We start from the raw sequence: 23,960 nt of genomic DNA on the forward strand, positions 1-23,960 counted from the left end.
AATGCTAAATAATCTCAAAAAATGCTTTGCACTTACTACGTTAGTTGCAAAAGAAATTAAGACGAATGACAGACATGGGCTTGAATCCATGAAAAACCGTCTGATCGCTGATATAGATATTTTTGCTGAATGGTACAAAATTGTTCTGCCGCTGACTTTTAGCAGTATTTTTGCAGTTTTTTGCTTTGCTATCCCTCAGGGCTATCTGTGGGGCGCGATCTCTGAATGGCTGGGCTGGCCTGAGCATTATTCAATCGTTGGGATGGTCTTTTGCGGTCTTACATTCTGTGTGTTATTTATGCCACTAATGTTCCTTATCGCCCGCGGTAATTTCTATGCGCTGAAATTACATGTGGCTGTGATATTCCTCGTAGCATTGGTTGCTGTTATATATTTTGTATCAGCGTATACCACTATGCTGACTGGCAGTGACAGAAATACCTGGGATTTAGTTGGATCTGTCCTGGGTTTGATTTTTATTGCGCTTAGCATTGCATGCCTGAACAGTCCCTGGTTCGTGAAGTCTACGGCGGTGGGATTACATAATCGTTTATTGCGCGAGTTGTCTAAACGTGGGAAGCAAACGCTGACGGCAACGAAACGGTAGAAATAGTTTAAGTTTTATCAACCAGAAGCATCCAAGATTAAGTTAAATCTTCGCAACAACAAAACCCGCCAAAATATCGGCGGGTTTTTCATTTTCAGGCCCCGGGAATCACCCTCAGATAACCTCTTTGCCAATGTAACCCGAAGGCCTGAACCTTTTCACGTATACAGCCTCCGCAAACAGCGAGGTGAGAGACTATGAAAATGCCCTACAAACAAGATTTCATTGCTGCTCTACTGGCTGCTAAAGAGCAGGGTATTGGCGCAATGCTGGCGTTTGCTATGGCGTATCTGCGCGGGCGCTACAACGGCGGTCCGGTTGTGAAAACACTTATCGATGCCACCATGTGCGCGATGATCGCCTGGTTTGCTCGTGACCTGCTGGACTTCTTCGGCATGGCTAAGAACCTGACATATATAGCCAGCGTGTTTATTGGCTACGTAGGGACAGATTTTATCGGCGGGTTTATCAAGCGCTTTGCAGCCAGGAAAGCAGGGGTTGACGATGCAAATCAGCAATAAAGGGATCGCCTTAATTAAGCAGTTTGAAGGCCTGGAATTACAGGCTTATCAGGACAGCGTCGGCGTCTGGACGATCGGCTATGGCTGGACGCAGCCTGTTGATGGAAAGCCCGTTACTAAAAGCATGGTCATCAAGCCGGAAACCGCAGAACGCCTGCTGAAAATCGGGCTGGTGAGCTATGAGAGCGACGTATCGAAGCTGGTGAAAGTGAAACTGACGCAGGGCCAGTTCGATGCGCTGGTTTCCTTTGCCTACAACCTCGGCGTGCGCTCGCTCTCCACCTCAACGCTGCTGAAAAAACTTAATGCCGGTGATTACCGCGGCGCCGCCGATGAGTTCTTACGCTGGAATAAAGCTGGCGGGCAGGTGCTGGCTGGTCTTACCCGTCGACGTGAGGCAGAACGCGCTCTGTTCCTGTCGTGATGAACCGCATAACTGCTATTGCATCAATTGCGGCGGTAGTCGTTATTGCCGTTCTGGCAGCGCTGCTGGCATTTGCAAAAGCTGACCTGTCCACCGCCGAAAGCGATAACCGCGTCCTGAAGAGTGACAACGCGCTGCAGGGGCAGGTGATTGCCGCGCAAGCATTCAACGTGAACCGGTTTAATCAGGTGGCGCAGCTGGCAGCCAGCGCCAATGCCGTGGTCGCCAGCGATGCCGAAAAAACTGTTACTGAATACCGGGAGATTCTTCGCCGTGAGAAAACCTGTGATCTGCCTGTTCCTGCTGACATTGCTCGCGGGTTGCTCGAGTACGCCTACCGTTTACGTGCCAGCGCAATGCACGCCGATCCCGGCCAGCCTGACACAACCAATGGTAGTGCCACTGCCACCAGCGGGCTGACATATTGCCAGGCCGTGCTGTGGATTAGGCCGCTTCTGGCAACCATCGAGCAGGGTAATAACAACTTCGCCGGTATCAGAGATATTGAGAGCCAGCGGCAGCAACAAAAATAGCCCTCCGAAGAGGGCGAAGAGGAGAAATATTTCGCTTATCTCATAGACTCAAGTATTTACTGCACGCTCATCCCTGAGCGTTTCCCTGGTGTGGGTAGGAGCCACGTTAGGGTTCTTTAACCTTTGCACATAATTTCAGCCTGGCAAGCGTAAGCGGTAATCAATAAGAGTAATCCTGGGTTTGCCCACCGGGAGCGAATCGATAGCAGCGGGAAAATGATTGCGGGGCTGCGAGCGGATATTGTGCAATGCATTTGATGATGAAGTGACTGTAAATAACATCAGCTTTTATGTGTACTTTTATGCATTAATCGTTTAATTATTGTTGAGGGTAAAACCAACTCAATCAATCATTTAACTTAGGGACAAGGCATCAATGAAACACATAATTGTATTGTTTGTAGCGCTTTTTCTTGCAGGGTGTACTAATTTCTCAGCGCAGCAACCTTATCGTTCCGCGAATGGTGAGCGTATGGTCATAAGTGCAAATATGCCCAATGGTATGTTTAAGTTGTGGGTGAATGATGTCCTTGTGGTTGATGATACATCCCTTAACCAGGATAAAAGTCTCGCTGCAGCTTTCAGCCAAAGCTATACAAACGTTTACAATGGTACGTATAAGGGGCAAAAGGTTATGGCTCGCTGTAAGTTTTCCCGTGACTCAAGGGAGTGTGATGTGTTCGTCGATGGCGAGCATGCAGCCAACCTCTTCCTGAGATAAATATTACGCCATAGGCATTACAGCAGGCATTCACTGAGTGCCTGTGATAATGCTTTGTCCAAATAAGCCTTAGGAGTAACCTGCAATCTCCACTACTGCTTATATGGAGATTGCGATGGATTATGAAATGTACGAAGTTGTAAAGCAGTATCTCTTTGAAGTTCCGGGAGTTGGCCCGGTAAGAGCTGAGGTTGTAAAAACATTGAAGCCGGAGATAAATGGTCCGTATTTGTGGCGAGCTAGCCATATGTATGATGGGTACGCTCCAAATCACGGTAACTCTCTGGATACAGCCATCAGTGAGCTAATTTATTACATTGAACACTTCGATGTTAATTCAGCACAACCATATCCAGATTTTTAAAATTAACCATTAGCTTTTCTATCTTGAGCCACTGGCAACCGCTGGTGGCTTTTTTCTTGTGCTTCGCATGCGTTAAACAATCGAGAATCTTTCAGTCGTGAGCCTGGGGAAAGCTGTTTTCTCGGGCAGCTGTCCCATGCGACAGGCTCACATCTAAAAGGATATGCAATGCCACCACGTACACCCAAAGCCTGCCGTGTGCGTGGCTGCCGCTGCACAACAACCGATCCATCTGGTTACTGCGAAACGCACAAAGGCGAAGGCTGGCGGCAGTACAAACCGGGACAGTCACGCCACCAGCGCGGCTATGGCAACAGGTGGGACGTGATACGTGCGCGGATCCTGAAGCGTGACAGACACCTGTGTCAGGAGCATCTGCGTAAAGGTCAGGCTGTGTCGGCGACATGTGTTGACCACATCATCGCGAAAGCCAGTGGCGGCACGGATGAGGACAGCAACCTTGAGTCATTGTGCTGGTCATGCCATGCCACGAAGACCGGGCGTGAACGTCTCAAATGAGAATCAGTATCATCTAGTGCGCATCATGGGGAGGGGGAGGGTAAATCTCTGCAGCCACCAGCCTTCAGGACTGCCCGCCTCCCCGAATTTTTATACCCGCGAAAAATGAAATTTAACCAGGAGTGCCGCATATGGCTGGAACGGCAGGGCGTTCCGGGCGTCGCCCCAAGCCAACGGCGCGTAAGGAACTGGCCGGGAACCCCGGCAAGCGAGCCCTGAATAAAGAGGAACCGGTCTTTACGCCGATCAAAGGTGTGGCGCCGCCGGACTGGTTCAGCGAAGACGATCTCCCGCTGGCTTCCGTCATGTGGGAACTGACCACCAAAGAGTTATGCGGGCAGGGTCTGCTGTGCGTTACTGACCTGGCTGTTCTCGAGCGCTGGTGCGTGGCTTACGAGTTCTGGCGCCGCGCCGTGAAAAACATCGCGGCGGAAGGCAACACTATCGTCGGCGCGATGGGCGGCAGGATAAAGAACCCCGAACTGACCGCCAAGAAAGAGCAGGAATCGGAGATGAGCTCCACCGGATCCATGCTGGGCCTTGACCCGAGCAGCCGTCAGCGCCTTATCGGCCTCGCCGGGCAGAAGAAAACCGCTAACCCCTTCCTGAAGATGATCAACTCATGAGCCGGAAATCGTACCCCAACGTTAATGCCGCGAATCAGTACGCCCGCAACGTTGTGCGGGGAAAGATACCGGCGTGCCAGTTTGTACTTCAGGCCTGCCAGCGTCACATCGACGATATGGCACAGGAAAAAAGCCGCAAGTTCCGGTACCGCTTTGATAAGGACATGGCGGAGAAGGCCGCGAAATTTATTCAGTTGCTGCCGCACACCAAGGGCGAATGGGCGTTCAAACGGATGCCAATCACCCTGGAGCCGTGGCAACTTTTCATCGTCTGCTGCGCTTTTGGCTGGGTGCAAAAGGGAACAAGGCTGCGCCGCTTTCGCGAGGTTTATACCGAAATCCCGCGTAAAAACGGCAAGTCGGCGATCTCCGCCGGCGTGGCGCTGTACTGCTTTACCTGTGACAACGAGTTTGGCGCGGAAGTGTATTCCGGCGCCACGACCGAAAAGCAGGCCTGGGAAGTGTTTCGTCCGGCGAGGCTGATGTGCAAGCGCACGCCGCTGCTGGTGGAAGCCTTCGGCATTGAGGTGAATGCCTCCAACCTGAACCGCCCCGAGGACGGCGCGCGATTTGAACCGCTGATTGGCAACCCTGGCGACGGTGCCTCGCCGCACTGCGCCATCGTCGACGAATACCACGAACACCAGACTGATGCGCTTTATACCACCATGCTGACCGGGATGGGGGCGCGTCGTCAGCCGCTGATGTGGGCGATCACCACCGCCGGTTACAACATCGAGGGGCCGTGCTACGACAAACGCCGCGAAGTGATCGAGATGCTTAACGGCTCGGTACCCAACGAGGAGTTGTTCGGCATCATCTACACGGTTGATGAAGGCGACGACTGGACGGATCCGAAGGTGCTGGAGAAGGCGAACCCGAATATGGGTGTCTCGGTGTACCGCGATTTTCTTCTCAGTCAGCAACAACGTGCGATTAACAATGCCCGGCAAGCGGGCGTTTTTAAAACCAAGCATCTGAATATCTGGGTGGCGGCGCGCGCGGCCTTCTATAACCTGGTGTCCTGGCAGAACTGCGAAGACAAAACACTGACGCTCGATCATTTCGAAGGGCAGCCCTGTGTGCTGGCATTCGACCTGGCACGCAAGCTTGATATGAACAGCATGGCGCGGCTGTTTACCCGCGAGATTGACGGCAAAACACATTATTACAGTGTGGCGCCACGCTTCTGGGTGCCGTATGACACGGTTTACAGCGTGGAGAAAAACGAGGATCGCCGCACTGCTGAACGATTCCAGAAATGGGTGGAGATGGGTTACCTCACCGTCACCGATGGCGCGGAGGTGGATTACCGCTATATCCTGGAGGAGGCCAAAGCGGCGAACAAACTGAACCCGGTCACCGAGTCACCGATTGATCCCTACGGGGCGACCGGGCTTTCTCATGACCTGGCGGATGAGCAGCTTAATCCCGTTACCATCATTCAGAACTACACCAACATGTCAGACCCGATGAAAGAGCTGGAAGCGGCAATCGAGTCCGGCCGGTTTCATCATGACGGCAACCCCATTATGAGCTGGTGTATTGCCAACGTGGTGGGGAAAAACATCCCCGGCAATGACGATGTGGTGAAGCCCATCAAAGAGCAGAACGAAAACAAAATCGACGGCGCAGTAGCGCTGATCATGGCAATCGGCCGGGCCATGCTTAAAGAGCCTGGCGATTTCCTCTCCTCACTGGATCCAGGCGAAGACCTCTTAATTCTATGAAATCAATCGTTACCGATGTTATCGGGCTGGCCGGTTACGGACTGCTCACGGCGGGGTTTTATCTGCAGTTCGGGCTGGCACCCGCGCTGATGTTCTCCGGCGGTCTGTTGCTGGTGGCCGCACTGGCAATGGCCAGAAGGGGGAAACGTGTTGCTTGATGCCCTGTTCAGAAGTGAATCACTGGAGAATCCGGCCACGCCGATAAGCGGCGAGATGGTCGATACGGACGGGATTTTTAAATCTGATGTCTACGTCAGCCCTGAAACGGCCATGAAACTGGCGGCGGTTTACGCCTGTATTTACGTTCTGTCGTCAAATCTGGCGCAGATGCCGCTGCATGTTATGCGCAAGCACAACGGCAAGGTTGAGCCCGCGCGCGATCACCCGGCGTTTTATCTCATTCACGATGAGCCCAATATCTGGCAGACCAGCTACAAATGGCGCGAGCTGAAACAGCGCCACATCCTCGGCTGGGGAAATGGGTATTCGTGGGTAAAGCGTAACCGGCGCGGCGAAGTTGTCGGCCTTGAAAGTTGTATGCCCTGGGAAACAACCCTGCTGAAAACCGGCGGGCGCTATACCTACGGGCTTTACAACGAAGAGGGCGCCTTCGCCATCAGCCCGGATGACATGATCCATATCCGGGCGCTGGGCAATAACCAGAAAATGGGGCTCAGCCTGATTATGCAGCACGCCGAAACCATAGGCCTGGGCATGAGCGGGCAGAAGTACACCGAAACCTTTTTTAGCGGAAACGCGCGCCCGGCAGGCATTGTCTCGGTGAAAACACCGCTTCAGAAAGAAAGCTGGGGCTGGCTGAAGGAAGCCTGGCAGAAAGCCGCACTGGCACTGCGCAGCCAGGAAAACAAGACCATGCTGCTGCCAGCGGATCTCGATTACAAAGCGCTGACGGTTTCACCCGTCGATGCCCAGATAATCGACATGACCAAACTGAACCGCTCCATGATCGCCGGTATTTTCAATGTGCCTGCACACATGATTAACGATCTGGAAAAAGCGACGTTTTCCAACATCACCCAGCAGGCCATTCAGTTTGTCCGCTACACCATGATGCCCTGGGTTACCAACTGGGAGCAGGAGCTTAACCGGCGACTTTTCACCCGCGCCGAACTGGCTGCAGGTTTCTATACCCGCTTTAACCTCACCGGGCTTCTGCGCGGTACACCTCAGGAGCGCGCGCAGTTCTATCACTTCGCCATCACGGATGGCTGGATGAGCCGCAACGAGGCGCGCGCGTTTGAAGACATGAACCCGGTTGAAGGGCTGGATGAAATGCTGGTCAGCGTTAATGCCGCCAACCCTCTAAAAGACTTTACCACCGACCCAAAAAGCGAGGAGCAACCCAATGGATGATCGCGAAGTCCGCTGTTACAGCGGCGAGGTTCGGGCGGAGCAACACAGTGAGCAGCCGACGCACATTATCGGCTATGGCTCGGTGTTCAACAGCCGTTCCGAGCCATTATGGGGCTTCCGTGAAATCATCAAGCCCGGCGCGTTTGACGACGTGCTGAATGATGATGTGCGCGGGCTGTTTAACCATGATCCGAACTTTATTCTGGGGCGCAGTGCCGCCGGTACGCTTTCACTGTCCGTCGATGAAAAGGGGCTGCGCTATGACATCACCGCTCCCGAAACCCAGACCATCCGCGATCTGGTCCTTGCCCCGATGTTCCGGGGCGACATCGTCGAGAATTACGACTTATTCAAGAAGTACCTCATTGTTGAGCGCGACGCGAACAACCCGAATCGCCTCAATACTCTTTTCCCGCCGGATTACATTAACCAGCTGCGTGTCTTTGCTGTCGTTAATCAGTTCCGCCTGCAGTACCCAGAGGAGACAGCCTGATGGCCAAAATTGGTGGCACCTGTTATTTCAAAATTGACGGGCTTCAGTTGTCCCTGACCGGGGGCATTGAAGTGCCGATGAACAGGACGGTCAATGACGATGTTATTGGCCTGGATGGTTCTGTGGATCGCAAGGAGACGCACCGCGCGCCCTACGTTAAAGGGACTTTCAAAGTTCCGAAGGATTTTCCTGTCAATAAAATTACCACGTCGGATCAGATGACCATTACCGCCGAACTGGCGAACGGGCAGGTCTACGTGTTGTCATCTGCCTGGCTTCATGGCGAAGCGAACCACAACGCCGAAGAAGGCACGGCAGATCTTGAATTCCACGGTGAAGAAGGAGATTACCAGTGAGCGAACTTGAACTGACAAAGCCGATTCAGGCACATGGCGAAACGATCAGCGTGCTTGAGCTTCGCGAACCAACCGGCAAGGATGTTCGCGAGCTTGGCTTCCCGTACGTCACAACCGGTGATGCTGGCGTCAGGCTTGATGCAGGTGTGGTGGCGAAATATATTTCGCGCCTTGGCAATATTCCGCCAAGCGCCGTCGATACCATGTCTCCTGCGGATCTTAATACGATTAGCTGGGAGGTGGCTGGTTTTTTCCTCGGGACGTCGACGCCGGACAAATCCTGAACGATTACTTCAATTGCGCCAGATACTGGCGAATAAACCCCCTTGATTTGCTGTGCGAGCCGTTAAGTGTACTGAAACTTCTCGCATTCCACGCAAACCGGATTAACACGGAAAACGCTGATGGCTGAATTTGAACTGAAAGCGCTAATCACTGGCGTCGATAAGCTTTCTCCTGCCTTATCGTCTATGCAAAAAAAGATCAGTGGATTCCAGAAACGGATTAAAGCCAGTGGAATGGATGGTTTTTCGATGGGGGATCTGATTGGGGGCGGTGCGTTTGCCGCCCCTCTTATCGCTGGTGCAAAAGCGGCCATTGATTTCGAATCGCAGATGGCTGATGTTCGTAAGGTTGTAGATTTTGACACCCCCAGTCAGTTCAGACAGATGGGTGAGGACATACTGAAAATGTCCGATCGTCTGCCAATGGCTGCTGGCGATATTGCTAAACTTGTTGCTGCGGGTGGGCAGGCAGGGATCGCAAGAAATGAGCTTCAGGCTTTTGCTGAAGATGCCCTCAAAATGGGGATAGCGTTTGATCAGAGCGCTGAGCAATCCGGCGATATGATGGCGAAGTGGCGTACATCTTTCAAAATGACGCAGGGCGAAGTAGTGGCGCTGGCCGACAAGATTAACTATCTGTCGAACAATGGTGCCGCAAACGCGCAACAGATTTCCGATATCGTAACGCGTATTGGTCCGCTGGGCTCTGTGGCCGGGGTTGCATCAGGACAGATAGCCGCGCTGGGTGCGACAATGGCGGGAGTCGGGGTTGAGCAGGAGATCGCCGCAACAGGTATCAAAAACTTTATGCTCAGCCTGACTGCCGGCAAGAGCGCGACTAAACAGCAACAGGAAGGATTTAAAGCGTTAGGTCTGTCTTCGAAGGAACTGGCTGTATCCATGCAAAAGGATGCACAGGGAACGATCATCAAAGTACTGCAAAGCATCGGCAAGCTTGATAAATCAAGGCAGTCAGCAGCACTTAACACCCTGTTCGGGAAAGAGTCCATTGGCGCTATTGCCCCGTTACTCACCAATCTGGATCTTCTTAAAAAGAACTTTGGAATGGTTGGGGATGCAACGCTGTACTCCGGATCAATGCAGAAGGAATATACAGCCAGGGCGGCTACTACGGCTAACCAGTTACAGCTTTTACAGAATCAGGCGACCCATGCCGGAGTAGCATTAGGCAATGCATTGCTACCCTCTATAAATGATGGTGTGAAAGCCTTCATGCCGTTCATCCAGAAAACAACTGATTTTATCGCCCAGAATCCAAGGGTTGTTACTTCGTTACTCGGTGCGGCGGCAGGTCTGGTTACTTTACGCCTGGCGATCACCGGGGCGAGTATGGCTATGAAAATTTTCTCAGCCGTTACAACGATGTCACCCATTGGATTAATTGTACGGGCCATAGCGGTAGCGGCGGGACTCATTATTTCGAACTGGGATGTTATCGGCCCCTACTTCAAAAAACTGTGGGATACCGTGAGCCCTTATTTCGAAACCGGCTGGGAGATTATAAAAAAAGTGTTCGGATGGACACCGCTTGGCATTGTTGTAAAAAACTGGGGGCCGATTGTTAAATGGTTCCAGGATATGTGGGACAAGTTGCAACCGATTATCTCATGGTTTACCGATGAGGCTACAGATACGGTCAACGCAATGAATTCGGCGCAGTGGGGGGCTGGTGGTTATGGCGCGTATGGCACTGGCGTTGCGAGTCAGGGATATAACCCTTACGGCATAAAACCCGTTTCGCAGAAGTCTAATGGCACTGTCACCGTTCAGTTCAAAGACGCCCCTCCCGGTATTAAAGTGACTGAGACACAAGGTACAGGGATGAACGTAAATACAGATGTAGGATATACCCGTATATCGGGAGGAAAATATTCTTATCCCTAGAGTAAATGTTTGCGATATAGTTTTATAGCAGAAAACTCTACAGGGAACTAAGAATGAAATCAGTAACTGTTGGAAGTGCTATTGTCGGCGGCGCTTTGATTGTTGCATCTTTTATCAATTCAGGTCAATTTACTTTCAAAGATGAACATATAATTCCCGTTACTGGTGGGACAGTAAAGTTGGGTGAAGTATATGATGAGCATCAGATCGTTTCATTGAAAATGAGTTTTAACGATAAAGATTTTGAGGATGAACAGCTTCTTCAACAATCTAATGCTGGGGATTATAAAGATGCTTTGAAAGATAAATTGAGAACATTATCTGACCTTGTAAATGCTGGAAACAAGAGCCAGGAAAAAGCAACTGCGGACAGCATCAGTTTAAAAAAACCGGCTAGATTAGAAATTAACATGGCTGTTAAATATCGTAGCGAGTATCAACCTTCATTTACGTTAGTGATTGGTACTAAAACAGTTGACCTTCCTGCTAACACGGCGATTTATCAGGCTTCAGTTGATGCTGTTGATTCTTTCATGAAAGAGAAGAAGATGGCGCTGGATTCGTCACTTTATCTAAAATAATCCAGAAGAAATAATATGACCCGCTCCGGCGGGTTTTTTTATACCCGGAGAAAATATGGCGTGGAAAGACAGGCTTGTTGATGCGTCGTTTCGCGGCGTGAAATTTAAAGTTGAAGATGAAAGCGCGGGCGTGGGTCGCAGGGTTGAGACGCACGAATACCCGAACCGCGACAAGCCGTACACCGAAGACCTGGGCAAAGTGACCATGCGGCCGTCGATTTCGGCGTATGTGATCGGCGATGTCCGGTCTGCCTTCCGGTGGCGTGGCGGACACGATCACCGGCGGTTTTGATACTGAGGATCTGGAGACCTGGCGCGCCCGCGTGCTGGAGCGCTATTACTGGACGCCGCTCGGTGGCGCTGACGGGGATTACATTGTCTGGGCGAAAGAAGTTTCCGGCGTCACCCGCGCCTGGACATACCGGCACTGGATGGGGATCGGTACGGTAGGTCTACTGGTGGCCAGCAGCGATCTGGTTAACCCTATCCTGGATGAAACCACCGTTGCCGCCGTCAGGGAACATATCGAGCCTCTGGCACCGGTGGCAGGTTCGGCGCTGTATGTGTTTACTGCCGCGCCGAAGGTTATCAGTTTCACTATCGACCTTAATCCTGATACCGGGGCAGTACGCGCCGCGGTTGAAGCGGAGCTTCGGGCGTTCCTGCAGCGTGATGGCTACCCGGATGGGCTGCTTGAACTCTCCCGCATCAATGAAGCGATATCTGTCGCCACCGGTGAGCACAGTCACACGCTGGTTTCGCCTGCGGCGGATATTGCGATTGCGAAAAACGAGCTGGCGGTGCTGGGGGCTATTACATGGCTGTAACCCGTGATGATTACATCAGCCTGCTGTCTGCTCTTCTGCCTCCTGGCCCGGCGTGGTCACCTGATGATCCGGCGATAAAAGGTGTGGCACCCTCATTGCTTCGGGTGCATCAGCGCGCAGATGCACTGATGTATGAGATTGATCCGCGTACCACAACCGAACTTATCAACCGCTGGGAGCGAATTGCAGGCTTACCGGATGAGTGCATCCCGGAAGGAACCCAGACAATCAGGCAGCGCCAGCGGCGGCTTGATGCAAAGCTCAATCTGGTCGGCGGGATTAACGAAGCATTCTATCTGGCGCAACTTGAGGCACTTGGGAAGAAGGGCGCAACGATCACCCGGTACATCAAAAGTCCGTTTAAATGCATCTCGCCCTGTACGGAGGTGGTCGATTCGCCGGAGTGGCGTTATTACTGGCAGGTCAATATGCCATCGTCAGTCGATGTTAATTCCATGACCTGTACCGATAACTGCACTTCACCCCTGCGCTGGTGGGGGGACACGATTGTTGAGTGCGTACTGACGAAGCTATGCCCCTCTCATACCTATGTAGTTTTTAAATATCCGGAGTAACCATGCACCGTATTGATACACCCGCCGCACAGGTGGACAAGTTTGGCCCCGGCAAAAATGGCTTTACCCGCGGGAACCCGCAAACCGGTACGCCTGCCACAGAACTGGATGACGATTACTTTGACATGCTTCAGGAAGAACTGGCCGCAGTTGTTGAAGCTTCTGGCGCTGTCCTTAATAAAACAAAACATGATCAGTTGTTAACAGCGCTGAAGTCCCTGCTGCTTAGTCGGGCAAACCCATTTGCGGATATTAAAGCTGATGGGGCTACCGCCGTGGCGCAGGCTCTCACGAACCTTGGTTTAAAAACCGCAGCACTGAAAGATGTCGGCACCGGCATTGGACAAATACCTGATATGTCCTCTTTTACCTCGTCTATCGGGAGCACACAAAGTAGCAGCGGATGGTTCAAACTCCCCACTCCTGATGGGAAGGGATTACTAATCCAGTGGATGTTATGCGTAACTGCCGCTGCCGGGCATGCAACTTATAACTTCCCAACACCATTCCCCAATAATGTCTTTGCCATGGCGATGGTTCCTGGCGGTTCGGGGTCATCAGTGGTGAACGCTGGCGGACTGACAAATTCAGGCGCTGAGTTTATCACCAATGGGGCTTTTACATTTTCCGTTATCGTAGTTGGGAGATAAGTCATGGAGAACAAAAATTACCTTTTTTCGAAAACCACTTTAGCCTTTTATCCATTGATTTTACTCGAGGATTTTAAAAAATCCGCGACACTACCTGATGATGCCATCCCCGTTTCTGATGATATCAGGGATACGTTTAATGCATCGCCACCGGCGGGAAAAGTTCTTGCCACGGATGATGCTGGCATGCCGGTGTGGGGCGATAAACCGCAATCTGCGCTTGTATTAGATGCCGAATTTCTTCGCTCCATGAAAATAGACGCTGCAAATACGTATATGAACAATAAACAATGGCCTGGCAAGGCCGCGCTTGGTCGCCTGAAAGGTGACGAGTTGGCGCAATACGTACGATGGCTTGATTATCTGGATTCTCTCTATGCCGTCGATACATCGACCGCACCCGGTATAGCCTGGCCCTCACTTCCCTCATAAAATTTTCTTCTTCCTAACCGCTTCACCCTAAAAGGTAATCCCACCATAAAGGCCCCCGTTAACGAAGCGGGGGCTTGATCATGCACCTGAACCATTATACTGTATATAAAAACAGTATTTAAGGGTGGTGATCATGCCGCGTCAGTACGAAATTCATTCAGCTTTTGTTGCAGCGATACAGCGGAACCCGAAGGGGTATCAGTACCTTCGCACCGCAGACTTTATACAGGAGCTTAACGCCCGCAACTGGCATTTCAGCGAACGGGACGCTAACGACTGGATAGAGCGCTATCAGCCGTATTTTGTGGACAAGACGACTGACCTCAGTGAGAACCGTCTCTGGATGCTTCGCAACATGGGGAGTATTCAATAATGGGCTTTCCATCTCCAGCGGCTGATTATGCACAGCGCGCGCTAACCGTTGACGCGCTTTGCCAGATGGACGCAAATTGCAGGATCATCGAGACGGACACCGGGTATGCGGTGATTGACCTTTCTGCCAGGCCGGTTGAGGGTGAAACTGTTCTCGCCACGTTCGACGGCCGCGCGCAGTTTGCTAAATGGATGCGCGGGGCGCTGATAACGGAAGACGGTGAAGCCATTGAAGGCGAGGCGTTGGACGGGGTTACAGTACACGGCGTCCTTACCTATACGCTAATCCGCGTTAAAGACGATGATTTAGCAGTTTAGGTGTCATGGGTTTTACCTTCATTTTACCTTTGTTTTACCTTAGCCAAATCGCAACCATAAAAAAACCAACCGCAATGGGTTGGTTTTCCTGGGATTTTTTGGTCGGCACGAGAGGATTTGAACCTCCGACCCCTGACACCCCATGACAGAAGATTATCTCTCTAAAAAGATTAGTCTGTTGCTACAGTGTTAAACTGACCTAAAGAAATGGCGCCTTTTTCGATAACTTCCAAGTATCTTATTTTTATGGTTGTATTGTTCGATAAAGCGTCGGTGATGGCAGTTAATTCATCTTGGGTTATCACATCAGCAGAAGCTTTAATAGTGAAACCATCCGCGTTTGAAACTCGCAGGACGTTAATATTGATATCTTGGTTTGTTGGTCCTGTCCTTGTTACACCTTTAACAAAGAACGTATCCGTTTTCTCAAGGCGGTCCCTATCAATAGCCTGGCGGCCATTATATGTATTTAGCTCTTCGCGAGAGAGTTTCTCATTTCCGAGGGTTACTGATTCAACTGTAGGATCTGCGGCGAGTTGCTTAACTAATGCACTTTTACCAGCCTGACCATGGTGGATAACTTCTTCACTGGTGGCTGATTTTCCGTTTATTTTGTAGTCCAAAGTAGCACTGATTGCTTTATTAATACCTTCAGATGTTGTTTTTGCGATTTCTACTTGTCGATCGGTTGCATGCCTTTCACTCTCGGCATTTTCAGAAATGTAGTGATATCCGCAAGTGCTGGCTGCGCCAACAATCGCGATTACAACCAACATTTTTTGCCAACCCGTCATACCGTTCATAGAATCCCGTAGAAAACCAGTCACCGCGTTGATGATCTTATCAGTAACACCTTCAGCGTCACTGGAACCTTCGCTAATGTTGAAAACAATATCAAGTCTTTGCTTATCTTCATTAGTCAATCGTTGAAGATTTTGAGAGCCATATCTTATGGTAGCGAAAGCGCGCTGAATTTCCTCGTTAAGCATCGACATCCCAAACAGCATGGCTGAAGTGATGGAGGAATGGTACCGCTCACCTTTAACATTGATATCAAGAACAGGCCAGCCTTCAAACTTTACCTGTGGGAAGAGAAATTCCTCAGTTTCTAAGCCCTCACTTTTTTTAATGACTTCCAAAAAATTTAAAAAATCCTCTTCGCTACGAATCAAAAAGTCCGCAGTTGCGTCCATTTGCATACCCTTATCAAGTTTTTAACCAGGCTCAATTCGATGAAGATAAGCATGACGATTCGAGTCTGAAAAAGAAAAAAGCCCGCCGAAGCGAGCTTTTCACAACAGAGAGCCGCGGCTCCTTTGCGTATCCTTTTTTGTCCCTTTGGTGTCCGGTCACCGTCCGGGATAAGTGGCTAACTTACTGTTTTTTAAGACTCTGTCCTGCCACTGTCCATGTATATTTGGTGGAGCTGGCGGGAGTTGAACCCGCGTCCGAAATTCCTACATCCTCGGTACTACATGCTTAGTCCAGTCTTTAATTTCGCTTGCCGGCTGCGGACGGACACGCCACTAACAAACTAGCCTGATTAGTTTTAACGCTTCAACCCCAGGCAGGGCATCCACGCGATCTCTTTTGGGTTTGACCTCTCTTGATCCCCGTCCTAAGAGCGGAGGCTAGGGAGAGAGGGCTCTAAGCAGGTTATTAAGCTGCTAAAGCGTAGTTTTCGTCGTTTGCGACTATTTTTTTGCGGCTTTTTACGAGGCCAACCGCCCCTCGGCATGCACCTTGGGTTTCGCGAATCCCGTCGAATCCAGAATCAGCCCCAAAAGTGTGACGCTCAGTATAACAGATTTATGACGTGCCATTCCAGTCCATATCACAATGACTTTTGTCGAGGGAAATGCGGTTAGTAAGTGTCCACACGCAACAGCAACTGATGCATACGATCATGCCGTATTTATTATTGCTGTATGCGAGACAAAGCGTTCACACCAGATGGCTAACGTAGTTGAGCGTATGGAATTGACCCGATCGCCTGTTTTTGAGCGCTCCAGAGGCGTGGTTTACGCGCGTATAAGAAGCGCTGAACTGACCAACCGTACAGGAAAATCTTTCCTAGTCTGCCGGAGATAATTGCCAGTCTGGAGATCAAAGCGGTGCTGGATTATCTATAAAAACATTGAGCAAACTGAATGAGACGCTGAGTGAGGGTTGAGAAATGTTCGATGCCCTCTCCCGGCGTGAGAGGGCAATGCGGACGCGATTAACGCCCGGCGTTTTTCATAATGCGAGCTTTATCTAGCTGCCATTCGCGCTCTTTCAAATCGGTGCGCTTGTCGTGCTGTTTCTTACCTTTCGCCACGCCGATTTTCACTTTGCACCAGGCATTTTTCCAGTACAACGACAGCGCCACCACGGTGTAACCTTCGCGGTTGATACGTCCATACAGTGAATCGAGTTCGCGTTGATTAAGCAGTAGCTTACGTGTGCGAGTCGGATCGCAAACATAGTGGCTGGAGGCTACGGTCAGTGGCGTAAAGTTTGCGCCAAACAGAAAGGCTTCGCCGTCTTTCAGAATAACGTAGCTGTCACCGATGTTTGCTTTACCGGCGCGTAAGGATTTTACTTCCCAGCCTTGCAGTGCCAGCCCGGCCTCAAATTCCTCTTCGATAAAGTATTCATGGCGGGCGCGCTTATTCAGCGCAATGGTGGCTGAACCTGGTTTGTATGCTTTTTTCTTCGTCATAGTGTCGTGAAGCCATCCGGTAATCTGATATCTGAAACTGACCTCATTGCGTCCTGTGAGGTTTAGCCGGTTATCTTAGCATGAGTTCGGGCATTGCGTTTTCCTTTCATCCTGGGGAAATGGTATTATTTGACGATTGTGTGAACGCGGAAAACGATATGCCTCAGATTAGCCGTACTGCGCTGGTGCCTTACAGCGCGGAACAAATGTACAAGTTAGTGAATGATGTAAAATCCTACCCGCAGTTTTTGCCTGGCTGTACTGGCAGCCGGGTGCTGGAATCCGGGCCGACGCAAATGACCGCGGCGGTGGATGTTTCCAAAGCCGGGATCAGCAAAACGTTTACCACGCGTAATAAGCTGGACACTAATCAAAGCATTTTGATGCATCTGGTCGATGGCCCATTCAAGTCGTTGATCGGTGGGTGGAAATTCACGCCGCTAAGTGCTGATGCCTGCCGGGTAGAATTTCAACTTGATTTTGAATTTACCAATAAGCTGATTGAACTGGCGTTTGGCCGCATCTTTAAAGAACTGGCGGCAAACATGGTGCAGGCGTTTACCCACCGGGCGAAAGAGGTTTACCGTGCCGGGTAATATCGCGGTAGAAGTGGCTTACGCACTGCCGGAGAAACAGTATCTTCAACGGGTTACGCTTGAAGAGGGCGCAACCGTTGAGCAGGCGATACGCGCTTCAGGTTTGCTCGAGCTGCGTGATGATATTGACCTGAAGGTGAATAAAGTAGGGATTTATAGCCGCCCGGTGAAATTGCACGATGCCGTGCACGACGGCGATCGCGTAGAGATTTACCGCCCGCTGATTGCCGATCCGAAAGAGCTGCGCCGCCAGCGCGCTGAGAAGTCGGCTAAGAAAGCGTAAGCTGATAGCATGGGTTTTGTTACCGGCGCCGGTAAGTAAGAATCCGAACACGACGGGAAAAGAGCCGACATAAATGGCTCATACAAACTCAAACAAAAAAGGTGCTCATTGAGCACCTTTTTACATTTCTGCAACCTTAGCCTTTGGTCAGCGCAGGTTTGTTATCCATATTGATCAATACGCCATTGCTGCTGAAAGTCAGCGTCAGGGTTTGCTGAGAAACATCTTCATGACCCGGCTGCTGGCGGAACACGTAGAACCAGGTGTTACTGCCAAATGGGTCGGTCATCATCGGCGTACCCAGTGCATAGGCAACCTGCTGTTGCGTCATACCTACGCGGATTTTAGAAACATCATTTGGCGTCAGGTAGTTCCCCTGATTGATATCAGGACGGTAAACCACGCGTTCTACGGTAGAGCAACCTGCGGTCAACATCAGAAGAACCGCTGCGGCAGCAGTCAGCATTTTACAGCGCATAGTGATTTGATTCCTTTTCGGCCCGAACAATACGTGGCTCATATGTAATATGCCGATGATAATAGACCTTTCGCCAGTTTAAAACCTTTGCCGGCGGGTCTGTTGTCGATTTTGTCGAGAACTCTGACCGTCATATTACAAAAAAGTTTACGCTGCCAGCAGCTCTTTGGCGTTCGCCAGCGCGTTGCGGGTCACTTCACTACCGCCAAGCAGGCGCGCCAGTTCCTGCAAACGGGCACGTTTATCCAGCGGCTGCATATGCGTTTCGGTCATTGCGCCATCCGTTTCTTTGCTGACAAAGAAGTGATGATGGCCACAACCGGCAACCTGCGGCAGGTGCGTTACGCACATTACCTGCGTGGATTCACCCAACTGGCGCAACAGCTTACCTACAACCACGGCTGTTGGGCCGCTGATGCCAACGTCGATTTCATCGAAGATCAGCGCCGGGGTTTCCATTTTCCGTGCGGTGATCACCTGGATAGCCAGCGCAATGCGCGACAGTTCACCACCAGAGGCGACTTTGGCGATTGATTGCAGCGGCTGGCCGGGGTTGGTTGTCACACGAAATTCGATGCGATCGGCACCTTCAGCTGTCAGCGAATGGGCATCAAACGCCACATCAATGGTAAAGACGCCGTGCGGCATGGAGAGCGCATGCATGCTTTCAGTAATTAATTCGCCGAGTTCCTGCGCATATTTCACGCGCTGCTCATGCAACTGCTGGGCGGTCGCCAGCGCGAGCTGGTGATGGTGTGTGACAGCCAGCGCCAGGGTTTCCTGGGAATCAGCCTGATCGTCGAGCAGTTGCTGTTCATCAAGCAGTGACTGGTGAAACTGAGGTAGCTCTTCCGGGCTGATGTGATGTTTGCGCGCCAGCGAAATCTGTCGTGAGATACGCTGTTCCAGTTCGTACAGACGGTTTGGATCGAGATCTAAGCGGTCGCAGTAGTGGCGCAGCTCATCGCTGGCTTCGCTAATCTGAATAGCAGCTTCTTCGAGCATATCCAGCACGCCGGAAAGACGTGCGTCCATACCTGCCAGTTCGCCAAGCAGTTGGCGGGCGGTATAGAGCTGGCTTTGCAGATTGGCCTCTTCACCGTCTGCCAGCACGTTCAGTGCATGCTGGCTGGTAGACAGTAGCTGACCACTATTGGCGAGGCGTTTGTACTCTTCATCAATCTGCTCGAACTCGCCTGGCTGCGGGTTAAATTCATTCAGCTCTTTCAATTGGTAGTGCAAAAGCTCTGCGCGGGCGGCGCGCTCCTGGCTTTGCTGTTGATGCTGGGCCAGCTCGCGGCAGCTTTGATGCCAGGCACGGTAGTGTTCGGTCATTTGCTGAGTTAGCGCATACTCACCGGCGTAGCCATCGAGCAGGTTTTTCTGCTGCTCAGGCTTAATAAGAAGCTGATGCGCGTGCTGACCATGGATCTGAATGAGTAACTGGCCCAGCTCGCGCAACTGGGAAAGCGGTACCGCCGTGCCGTTGATAAAACCACGGGAGCGCCCGTCGCTGCTGATCACTCGGCGAAGTAAACACTCACGCCCATCTTCTAACTGGTTCTCTTCGAGCCAGCGTTGGGCGGCGGGAGTATCTTTTAGTGCGAAGCGGGCGCACAGGTCGGCGCGCGGCGCGCCTGCGCGTACCATGTCGGCTTCCGCACGACCGCCCAGGCATAGCCCGAGTGCATCAATGGCAATCGATTTACCCGCCCCGGTTTCGCCGGTAATAGCTGTCATCCCGCTGTGAAAATCAATCTCGAGCTCACGAACGATAGCAAAATTACTGATGGTCAGTTGTGCCAACATGGTTGCTTTCCTGTATGAAAAACCATAACTGTATTTTCGTACAGTATAATCTGGTTTTATATACAGTAAAGTGTTGTGCGATGATTTTCAGAACAATTTTTTCGACCAGCCGAGCTTAGAGCTTAACGTATTGAAATAACTGTAATCTTTAGGGTGAATAAGATTGAGGTGATAGTCGCAGCGGCGGATAAGTACATCTTCACCTTCCTGAATCGGCAACGCGATTTGGCTGTCGCAACTCACCTCCAGATCGCTGCGACGATGGGAAAAGCGCAGGCGAATAGTGCTGCTGCTGTTTATCACCAGCGGGCGCGCAGACAACGTGTGCGGAAACATCGGTACCAGCGTGATGGCATCCAGCGATGGCGTCAGAATCGGCCCGCCGGCGGAGAGTGAATAGGCGGTGGAACCGGTAGGGGTTGAGATAATCAGCCCATCCGAACGCTGGGAAAAGGCGAAAACTTCGTCGATATAGACTTCAAATTCAATCATATGGGCAACTTTGCCCGGGTGGAGTACTACTTCGTTGATCGCGGTGCTGATACGTTTCTGGCACTCTTGCTGGCAGACCTGCACTTCCAGCAAAAAACGTTTTTCAGCGATATAATGACCTTCCAGCACGTCGGCCAGCTGTTGCTGCGCGTTGTCGGGATCGAGATCGGTGAGAAAGCCGAGGTTGCCGCGGTTAATCCCAATAACCTTGATATCATAGCGCGCCAGCGTGCGCGCCGCGCCCAGCATATTACCGTCGCCGCCGACAACCACCGCGAGATCGGCTTGTTGACCGATTTCTGCCAGCGTGCCGGTTTTCACATTATTGAGCTGCAATTCCTGGGCAATCTGTTGTTCGACAATGACGTCATAACCTTTGGCGCTTAACCAGCGATATAACATTTCATGTGTGGTCAGTGCGGTAGGGTGCCGTGGATGCCCGACAATACCAATACACTTGAAATGATGGGTCATTTTCTGGAGGTCCTTGTGGCGAGTGAAATGATGACAATCTGTCACGTTCCCTTGAATCCCGGAAACTGATCCCCATAATAATGCAGGTTAGCGAGATGAATGCAAAAAAACGCGGAGAAATTCATGAGTAGTAAAGAACAGAAAACGCCTGACGGGCAAGCCCCGGAAGAAATTATCATGGAACAGCACGACGAAGTTGAGGCAGTTGTTGAGTCTGACGATTCTGCTGGGCAGGTGGATCCGCGCGATGAGAAAATTGCGAACCTTGAAGCGCAGTTAGCTGAAGCGGAAAGCCGCGAGCGCGAAACTGTTTTACGCGTTAAAGCGGAAATGGAAAACCTGCGTCGCCGTACCGAACAGGATATCGAGAAAGCGCATAAATTCGCGCTGGAGAAGTTCGTCAATGAACTGCTGCCGGTTATCGATAGCCTGGATCGCGCACTGGAAGTGGCGGACAAAAACAACGCCGAGATGGCACCGATGGTTGAAGGCATTGAACTGACGCTGAAAAACATGCTGGATGTGGTGAAGAAATTCGGCGTGGAAGTGATTGCTGAAACCGACGTTCCGCTGGATCCAAACGTGCATCAGGCGATTGCCATGGTGGAATCTGAAGAGATTGCCGCTGGTAAAGTGCTGGGCGTGATGCAAAAAGGTTACACCTTAAACGGCCGCACTATTCGCGCAGCGATGGTGACCGTTGCTAAAGCGAAGGCGTAACTTTTTTTAGATAAACCCTCTCCGTCCGGAGAGGGTTTTTTTTCGCTTATTCGGCGACGCTTTCCCGCAGTGCTTTCACCGGGATCACCTGAACCTGCTTAATCATATTGTCCTGCACGTCGAGAATATCGATGTCGTACTGCTCGATACGCACTCGCGTACCCACCGCCGGGATCTCTTCCAGCGCCTCCAGCAGCATGCCGTTAATGGTGCGGGCTTCGTCTTCCGGTAAGCGCCAGTTAAAGGCTTTATTCAGTTCGCGCACGTTGGCGCTGCCGTCGATGATCACCGAGCCGTCATTTTGCGGCGTGGCTTCATCCGCCAGCGCAGGTGACATGGAGGTGGTAAAGTCGCCGACAATCTCTTCCAGAATATCCTCGACCGTCACCAGCCCCTGAATATCGCCATACTCATCGACCACCAGGCCGACTTTCTTTTTATTGCGCTGGAATTTCACCAGTTGCACGCTCAGCGGCGTACCTTCCGGAACATAGTAGATTTCGTCAGCGGCGCGCAGCATCACCTCTTTGGTGAACTCGTTTTTTTCCGTCATTAACCGGTAGGCTTCACGCACGCGCAGCATGCTGATGGCGTCGTCCAGCGAATCACGGTAGAGCACAATGCGACCGTGCGGCGAGTGCGTGAGCTGGCGAACAATGGCCTTCCAGTCGTCGTTGATATCAATGCCGACAATTTCGTTGCGCGGCACCATGATGTCGTTAACGCTGACTTTTTCCAGATCGAGAATCGACAGCAACATGTCCTGGTTGCGGCGGGAAATTTGCGAGCGCGATTCGTTCACAATGGTGCGCAGCTCATCTTTGCTGAGCGCGCCGCTGACCACCACATCCGCTTTAATACCCACCATGCGCATCAGCACGCGCGTCACGCCGTTCAGCAACCACACCAGCGGCATCATGATGACTTGCAGCGGCGCGAGCAGGAAGCTACTGGGGAAGGCCACTTTTTCCGGGTAGAGCGCGGCGATGGTTTTTGGCAACACTTCGGCGAACACCAGCACCACAAAGGTCAGCACACCGGTGGCAATAGCGACGCCAGCATTGCCATACAGGCGCATCCCAACAATGGTGCCAATTGCCGACGCCAGAATATTGACGAGGTTGTTACCAATCAGCACCAGGCTTATCAGGCGGTCGGGTTTACGCAACAGCTTTTCTACGCGTTTTGCCGCGCGGTTGCCCTGCTTGGCTAAGTGGCGCAAGCGGTAACGGTTGAGTGTCATCATTCCGGTTTCGGAACCGGAAAAGTAGGCCGAAACCACGACCATGATGATTAGCGTAATAATCAGCGTCGTGGTGGAAATGTGTTCCAGGGGGAACTCCTTTGTGATTAGCTCGCGAACTGCTGCAGAATGCGGCTGCCAAAATAGGCCAGCGTTAAAATCCCCGCGCCTGCAACGTTGAACCAGACGACCCTGCGGCCGCGCCAGCCCTCATGGTAATGGCCCCACAGCAGAACAATGTAGACAAACCAGGCGATGATTGAGAGCACCGCTTTGTCGATATTTTCCATGCTGAACAGGTTCTGCATAAAGAACAGGCCGGTGCATAGCGTCAGCGTCAGCAGCACAACGCCAACCTGCGTAATGTGGAACATTTTGCGCTCAATCACCATCAGCGGTGGCATTTCGTTACTGAACGCCAGCCGTTTATTCTTCAACTGATAGTCAATCCAGGCCAGTTGCAGCGCGTACATAGCCGCAATAATCAGTGTGGCATAGGCGAAAAGCGACAGGCCAATGTGCACCATCATGCCCGGCGTGGCTTCCAGATGGGTAATGTACTCATTGGGTACAAAAACGGCGAAAGCAAGGTTGATTAACGCGAAGGTATAGACAATCGGCAGCAGCAGCCAGCCGCGATTTTTCGACGCCACAATCGTCATTACCGTACAGATCATCAGGCTGACCAGCGAACCGACATTCAGCAGGCTCAGGTTTTGCCCGCCATCATCCGGGAACAGGCGTTCTTTCAGGCCGAAACCGTGACAAATAAGTGCGATTACCGCCGAAAGGATAGCCATTCTGCGCCAGCCGCTGTTTTTTTGCAGCAGGCTGGGAACGATCAGCGCAATGCTGATTGAGTAGGCGACAAGAGCGATCAGGGCAAAAACGGGCATAGGATGTCGGCAGTTGACTGAAGAAGAAAGAAAAGCAGTATAACGTTACGTGA

The 23,960-nt window shown here is 51.6% G+C and carries 31 protein-coding genes, 1 other RNA gene and 2 pseudogenes; 26 read left to right on the plus strand and 8 right to left on the minus strand.

What is annotated here, in order from left to right; all coding sequences use genetic code 11:
• The first annotated feature begins 1 nt into the window (after position 1).
• The 23 genes and pseudogenes from O3S68_RS16480 to O3S68_RS16595 all read left to right on the plus strand — a co-directional run bounded on the left by O3S68_RS16480 (position 2) and on the right by O3S68_RS16595 (position 14,212).
• Positions 2–607, plus strand: a complete 606-nt coding sequence (locus O3S68_RS16480; RefSeq protein WP_269231975.1) for a hypothetical protein — start codon at positions 2–4, stop codon at positions 605–607.
• Between the two features lie 197 nt (positions 608–804).
• Positions 805–1,128, plus strand: coding sequence for a phage holin, lambda family (locus O3S68_RS16485; RefSeq protein WP_097408048.1), 324 nt, complete (start codon positions 805–807; stop codon positions 1,126–1,128).
• Positions 1,112–1,552 carry a lysozyme gene (locus O3S68_RS16490; RefSeq protein ID WP_269231976.1) on the plus strand — a complete coding sequence of 147 codons (441 nt, stop codon included), beginning with the start codon at positions 1,112–1,114 and terminating at the stop codon, positions 1,550–1,552. The genes O3S68_RS16485 and O3S68_RS16490 overlap by 17 nt, the downstream gene beginning before the upstream one ends.
• The gene (locus tag O3S68_RS16495) at positions 1,552–2,085 is read left to right on the plus strand and encodes a hypothetical protein (RefSeq protein ID WP_269231977.1); all 534 of its coding nucleotides are present in this window, start codon (positions 1,552–1,554) and stop codon (positions 2,083–2,085) included. Before O3S68_RS16490 ends, O3S68_RS16495 begins: the two co-directional genes overlap by 1 nt.
• A gap of 376 nt (positions 2,086–2,461) precedes the next feature.
• Positions 2,462–2,806: a hypothetical protein gene (locus O3S68_RS16500; RefSeq protein WP_269231978.1), complete on the plus strand. Its 345-nt coding sequence runs from the start codon at positions 2,462–2,464 to the stop codon at positions 2,804–2,806.
• 115 nt (positions 2,807–2,921) lie between these two features.
• The gene (locus tag O3S68_RS16505) at positions 2,922–3,170 is read left to right on the plus strand and encodes a hypothetical protein (RefSeq protein WP_269231979.1); all 249 of its coding nucleotides are present in this window, start codon (positions 2,922–2,924) and stop codon (positions 3,168–3,170) included.
• A 168-nt stretch (positions 3,171–3,338) separates the two neighbouring features.
• On the plus strand, positions 3,339–3,689 hold the full coding sequence (locus O3S68_RS16510; protein WP_269231980.1) for an HNH endonuclease: 351 nt from the start codon (positions 3,339–3,341) through the stop codon (positions 3,687–3,689).
• Between the two features lie 131 nt (positions 3,690–3,820).
• Positions 3,821–4,315 carry a phage terminase small subunit P27 family gene (locus O3S68_RS16515; protein ID WP_269231981.1) on the plus strand — a complete coding sequence of 165 codons (495 nt, stop codon included), beginning with the start codon at positions 3,821–3,823 and terminating at the stop codon, positions 4,313–4,315.
• Positions 4,312–6,045, plus strand: a complete 1,734-nt coding sequence (locus tag O3S68_RS16520; RefSeq protein WP_269231982.1) for a terminase large subunit — start codon at positions 4,312–4,314, stop codon at positions 6,043–6,045. Before O3S68_RS16515 ends, O3S68_RS16520 begins: the two co-directional genes overlap by 4 nt.
• A complete protein-coding gene (locus O3S68_RS16525) occupies positions 6,042–6,203 on the plus strand; it encodes a hypothetical protein (protein WP_172961304.1) in 162 nt (53 codons plus the stop codon). Before O3S68_RS16520 ends, O3S68_RS16525 begins: the two co-directional genes overlap by 4 nt.
• Positions 6,193–7,419, plus strand: coding sequence for a phage portal protein (locus O3S68_RS16530; RefSeq protein ID WP_269231983.1), 1,227 nt, complete (start codon positions 6,193–6,195; stop codon positions 7,417–7,419). The genes O3S68_RS16525 and O3S68_RS16530 overlap by 11 nt, the downstream gene beginning before the upstream one ends.
• Positions 7,412–7,912: an HK97 family phage prohead protease gene (locus O3S68_RS16535; protein WP_442913163.1), complete on the plus strand. Its 501-nt coding sequence runs from the start codon at positions 7,412–7,414 to the stop codon at positions 7,910–7,912. The genes O3S68_RS16530 and O3S68_RS16535 overlap by 8 nt, the downstream gene beginning before the upstream one ends.
• Complete coding sequence (locus tag O3S68_RS16545; protein WP_269231984.1) at positions 7,912–8,268, plus strand: phage tail tube protein; 357 nt, start codon at positions 7,912–7,914, stop codon at positions 8,266–8,268. Before O3S68_RS16535 ends, O3S68_RS16545 begins: the two co-directional genes overlap by 1 nt.
• Positions 8,265–8,552, plus strand: coding sequence for a phage tail assembly protein (locus O3S68_RS16550; protein WP_269231985.1), 288 nt, complete (start codon positions 8,265–8,267; stop codon positions 8,550–8,552). Before O3S68_RS16545 ends, O3S68_RS16550 begins: the two co-directional genes overlap by 4 nt.
• A 120-nt stretch (positions 8,553–8,672) precedes the next feature.
• The gene (locus O3S68_RS16555) at positions 8,673–10,457 is read left to right on the plus strand and encodes a phage tail tape measure protein (protein WP_269231986.1); all 1,785 of its coding nucleotides are present in this window, start codon (positions 8,673–8,675) and stop codon (positions 10,455–10,457) included.
• A gap of 53 nt (positions 10,458–10,510) precedes the next feature.
• A complete protein-coding gene (locus O3S68_RS16560) occupies positions 10,511–11,038 on the plus strand; it encodes a hypothetical protein (RefSeq protein WP_269231987.1) in 528 nt (175 codons plus the stop codon).
• Between the two features lie 55 nt (positions 11,039–11,093).
• A pseudogene (locus O3S68_RS16565) lies at positions 11,094–11,279 on the plus strand (DNA circularization N-terminal domain-containing protein); the annotation flags it as partial.
• Positions 11,278–11,865: pseudogene (locus tag O3S68_RS16570) on the plus strand (baseplate J/gp47 family protein); the annotation flags it as partial. The pseudogenes O3S68_RS16565 and O3S68_RS16570, both read left to right, overlap by 2 nt.
• Positions 11,856–12,440, plus strand: a complete 585-nt coding sequence (locus O3S68_RS16575) for a YmfQ family protein (RefSeq protein WP_269231988.1) — start codon at positions 11,856–11,858, stop codon at positions 12,438–12,440. The pseudogene O3S68_RS16570 and the gene O3S68_RS16575, both read left to right, overlap by 10 nt.
• A 2-nt stretch (positions 12,441–12,442) precedes the next feature.
• Positions 12,443–13,090 carry a gp53-like domain-containing protein gene (locus tag O3S68_RS16580; protein ID WP_269231989.1) on the plus strand — a complete coding sequence of 216 codons (648 nt, stop codon included), beginning with the start codon at positions 12,443–12,445 and terminating at the stop codon, positions 13,088–13,090.
• A gap of 3 nt (positions 13,091–13,093) precedes the next feature.
• The gene (locus O3S68_RS16585) at positions 13,094–13,522 is read left to right on the plus strand and encodes a tail fiber assembly protein (RefSeq protein WP_269231990.1); all 429 of its coding nucleotides are present in this window, start codon (positions 13,094–13,096) and stop codon (positions 13,520–13,522) included.
• Between the two features lie 133 nt (positions 13,523–13,655).
• Positions 13,656–13,895, plus strand: coding sequence for a hypothetical protein (locus tag O3S68_RS16590; protein WP_269231991.1), 240 nt, complete (start codon positions 13,656–13,658; stop codon positions 13,893–13,895).
• Positions 13,895–14,212, plus strand: coding sequence for a hypothetical protein (locus tag O3S68_RS16595; RefSeq protein WP_269231992.1), 318 nt, complete (start codon positions 13,895–13,897; stop codon positions 14,210–14,212). The genes O3S68_RS16590 and O3S68_RS16595 overlap by 1 nt, the downstream gene beginning before the upstream one ends.
• Before the next feature lie 170 nt (positions 14,213–14,382).
• Here O3S68_RS16595 and O3S68_RS16600 read toward each other — a convergent pair whose 3' ends face one another.
• From O3S68_RS16600 to smpB, 3 genes are all read right to left on the minus strand, one after another.
• Complete coding sequence (locus O3S68_RS16600; protein ID WP_269231993.1) at positions 14,383–15,405, minus strand: hypothetical protein; 1,023 nt, start codon at positions 15,403–15,405, stop codon at positions 14,383–14,385.
• A 225-nt stretch (positions 15,406–15,630) separates the two neighbouring features.
• Positions 15,631–15,994, minus strand: a transfer-messenger RNA (tmRNA) gene (gene ssrA, locus O3S68_RS16605).
• A gap of 439 nt (positions 15,995–16,433) precedes the next feature.
• Positions 16,434–16,916 carry an SsrA-binding protein SmpB gene (smpB, locus tag O3S68_RS16610; RefSeq protein WP_017459912.1) on the minus strand — a complete coding sequence of 161 codons (483 nt, stop codon included), beginning with the start codon at positions 16,914–16,916 and terminating at the stop codon, positions 16,434–16,436.
• A 158-nt stretch (positions 16,917–17,074) separates the two neighbouring features.
• On the opposite strand from smpB, the gene O3S68_RS16615 reads away from it, so the two are divergent.
• Together O3S68_RS16615 and O3S68_RS16620 are read left to right on the plus strand one after the other, a co-directional pair.
• Positions 17,075–17,512: a type II toxin-antitoxin system RatA family toxin gene (locus O3S68_RS16615; protein ID WP_269231994.1), complete on the plus strand. Its 438-nt coding sequence runs from the start codon at positions 17,075–17,077 to the stop codon at positions 17,510–17,512.
• Positions 17,502–17,795: an RnfH family protein gene (locus O3S68_RS16620; protein ID WP_045513749.1), complete on the plus strand. Its 294-nt coding sequence runs from the start codon at positions 17,502–17,504 to the stop codon at positions 17,793–17,795. The genes O3S68_RS16615 and O3S68_RS16620 overlap by 11 nt, the downstream gene beginning before the upstream one ends.
• A 136-nt stretch (positions 17,796–17,931) precedes the next feature.
• Here the strand turns inward: O3S68_RS16620 and bamE are convergent, their stop codons facing one another.
• From bamE to nadK, 3 genes are all read right to left on the minus strand, one after another.
• Entirely contained in the window at positions 17,932–18,273 is a 342-nt protein-coding gene (bamE, locus tag O3S68_RS16625) for an outer membrane protein assembly factor BamE (protein ID WP_269231995.1), read from the minus strand.
• A 147-nt stretch (positions 18,274–18,420) separates the two neighbouring features.
• Entirely contained in the window at positions 18,421–20,082 is a 1,662-nt protein-coding gene (recN, locus tag O3S68_RS16630; RefSeq protein WP_269231996.1) for a DNA repair protein RecN, read from the minus strand.
• 87 nt (positions 20,083–20,169) lie between these two features.
• Positions 20,170–21,048, minus strand: coding sequence for an NAD(+) kinase (gene nadK / locus O3S68_RS16635; RefSeq protein WP_020454803.1), 879 nt, complete (start codon positions 21,046–21,048; stop codon positions 20,170–20,172).
• A gap of 123 nt (positions 21,049–21,171) precedes the next feature.
• On the opposite strand from nadK, the gene grpE reads away from it, so the two are divergent.
• Positions 21,172–21,768 carry a nucleotide exchange factor GrpE gene (gene grpE / locus O3S68_RS16640; RefSeq protein WP_147271691.1) on the plus strand — a complete coding sequence of 199 codons (597 nt, stop codon included), beginning with the start codon at positions 21,172–21,174 and terminating at the stop codon, positions 21,766–21,768.
• 46 nt (positions 21,769–21,814) lie between these two features.
• On the opposite strand, the gene O3S68_RS16645 is transcribed toward grpE, so the two are convergent.
• A complete protein-coding gene (locus tag O3S68_RS16645; protein WP_025263874.1) occupies positions 21,815–23,101 on the minus strand; it encodes an HlyC/CorC family transporter in 1,287 nt (428 codons plus the stop codon).
• A gap of 17 nt (positions 23,102–23,118) precedes the next feature.
• The gene (locus O3S68_RS16650; RefSeq protein ID WP_020454801.1) at positions 23,119–23,907 is read right to left on the minus strand and encodes a cytochrome C assembly family protein; all 789 of its coding nucleotides are present in this window, start codon (positions 23,905–23,907) and stop codon (positions 23,119–23,121) included.
• Positions 23,908–23,960 lie beyond the last annotated feature (53 nt).

This window comes from Kosakonia sp. SOY2 (genome assembly GCF_027109175.1).
In the GTDB taxonomy this organism is placed as follows: domain Bacteria; phylum Pseudomonadota; class Gammaproteobacteria; order Enterobacterales; family Enterobacteriaceae; genus Kosakonia.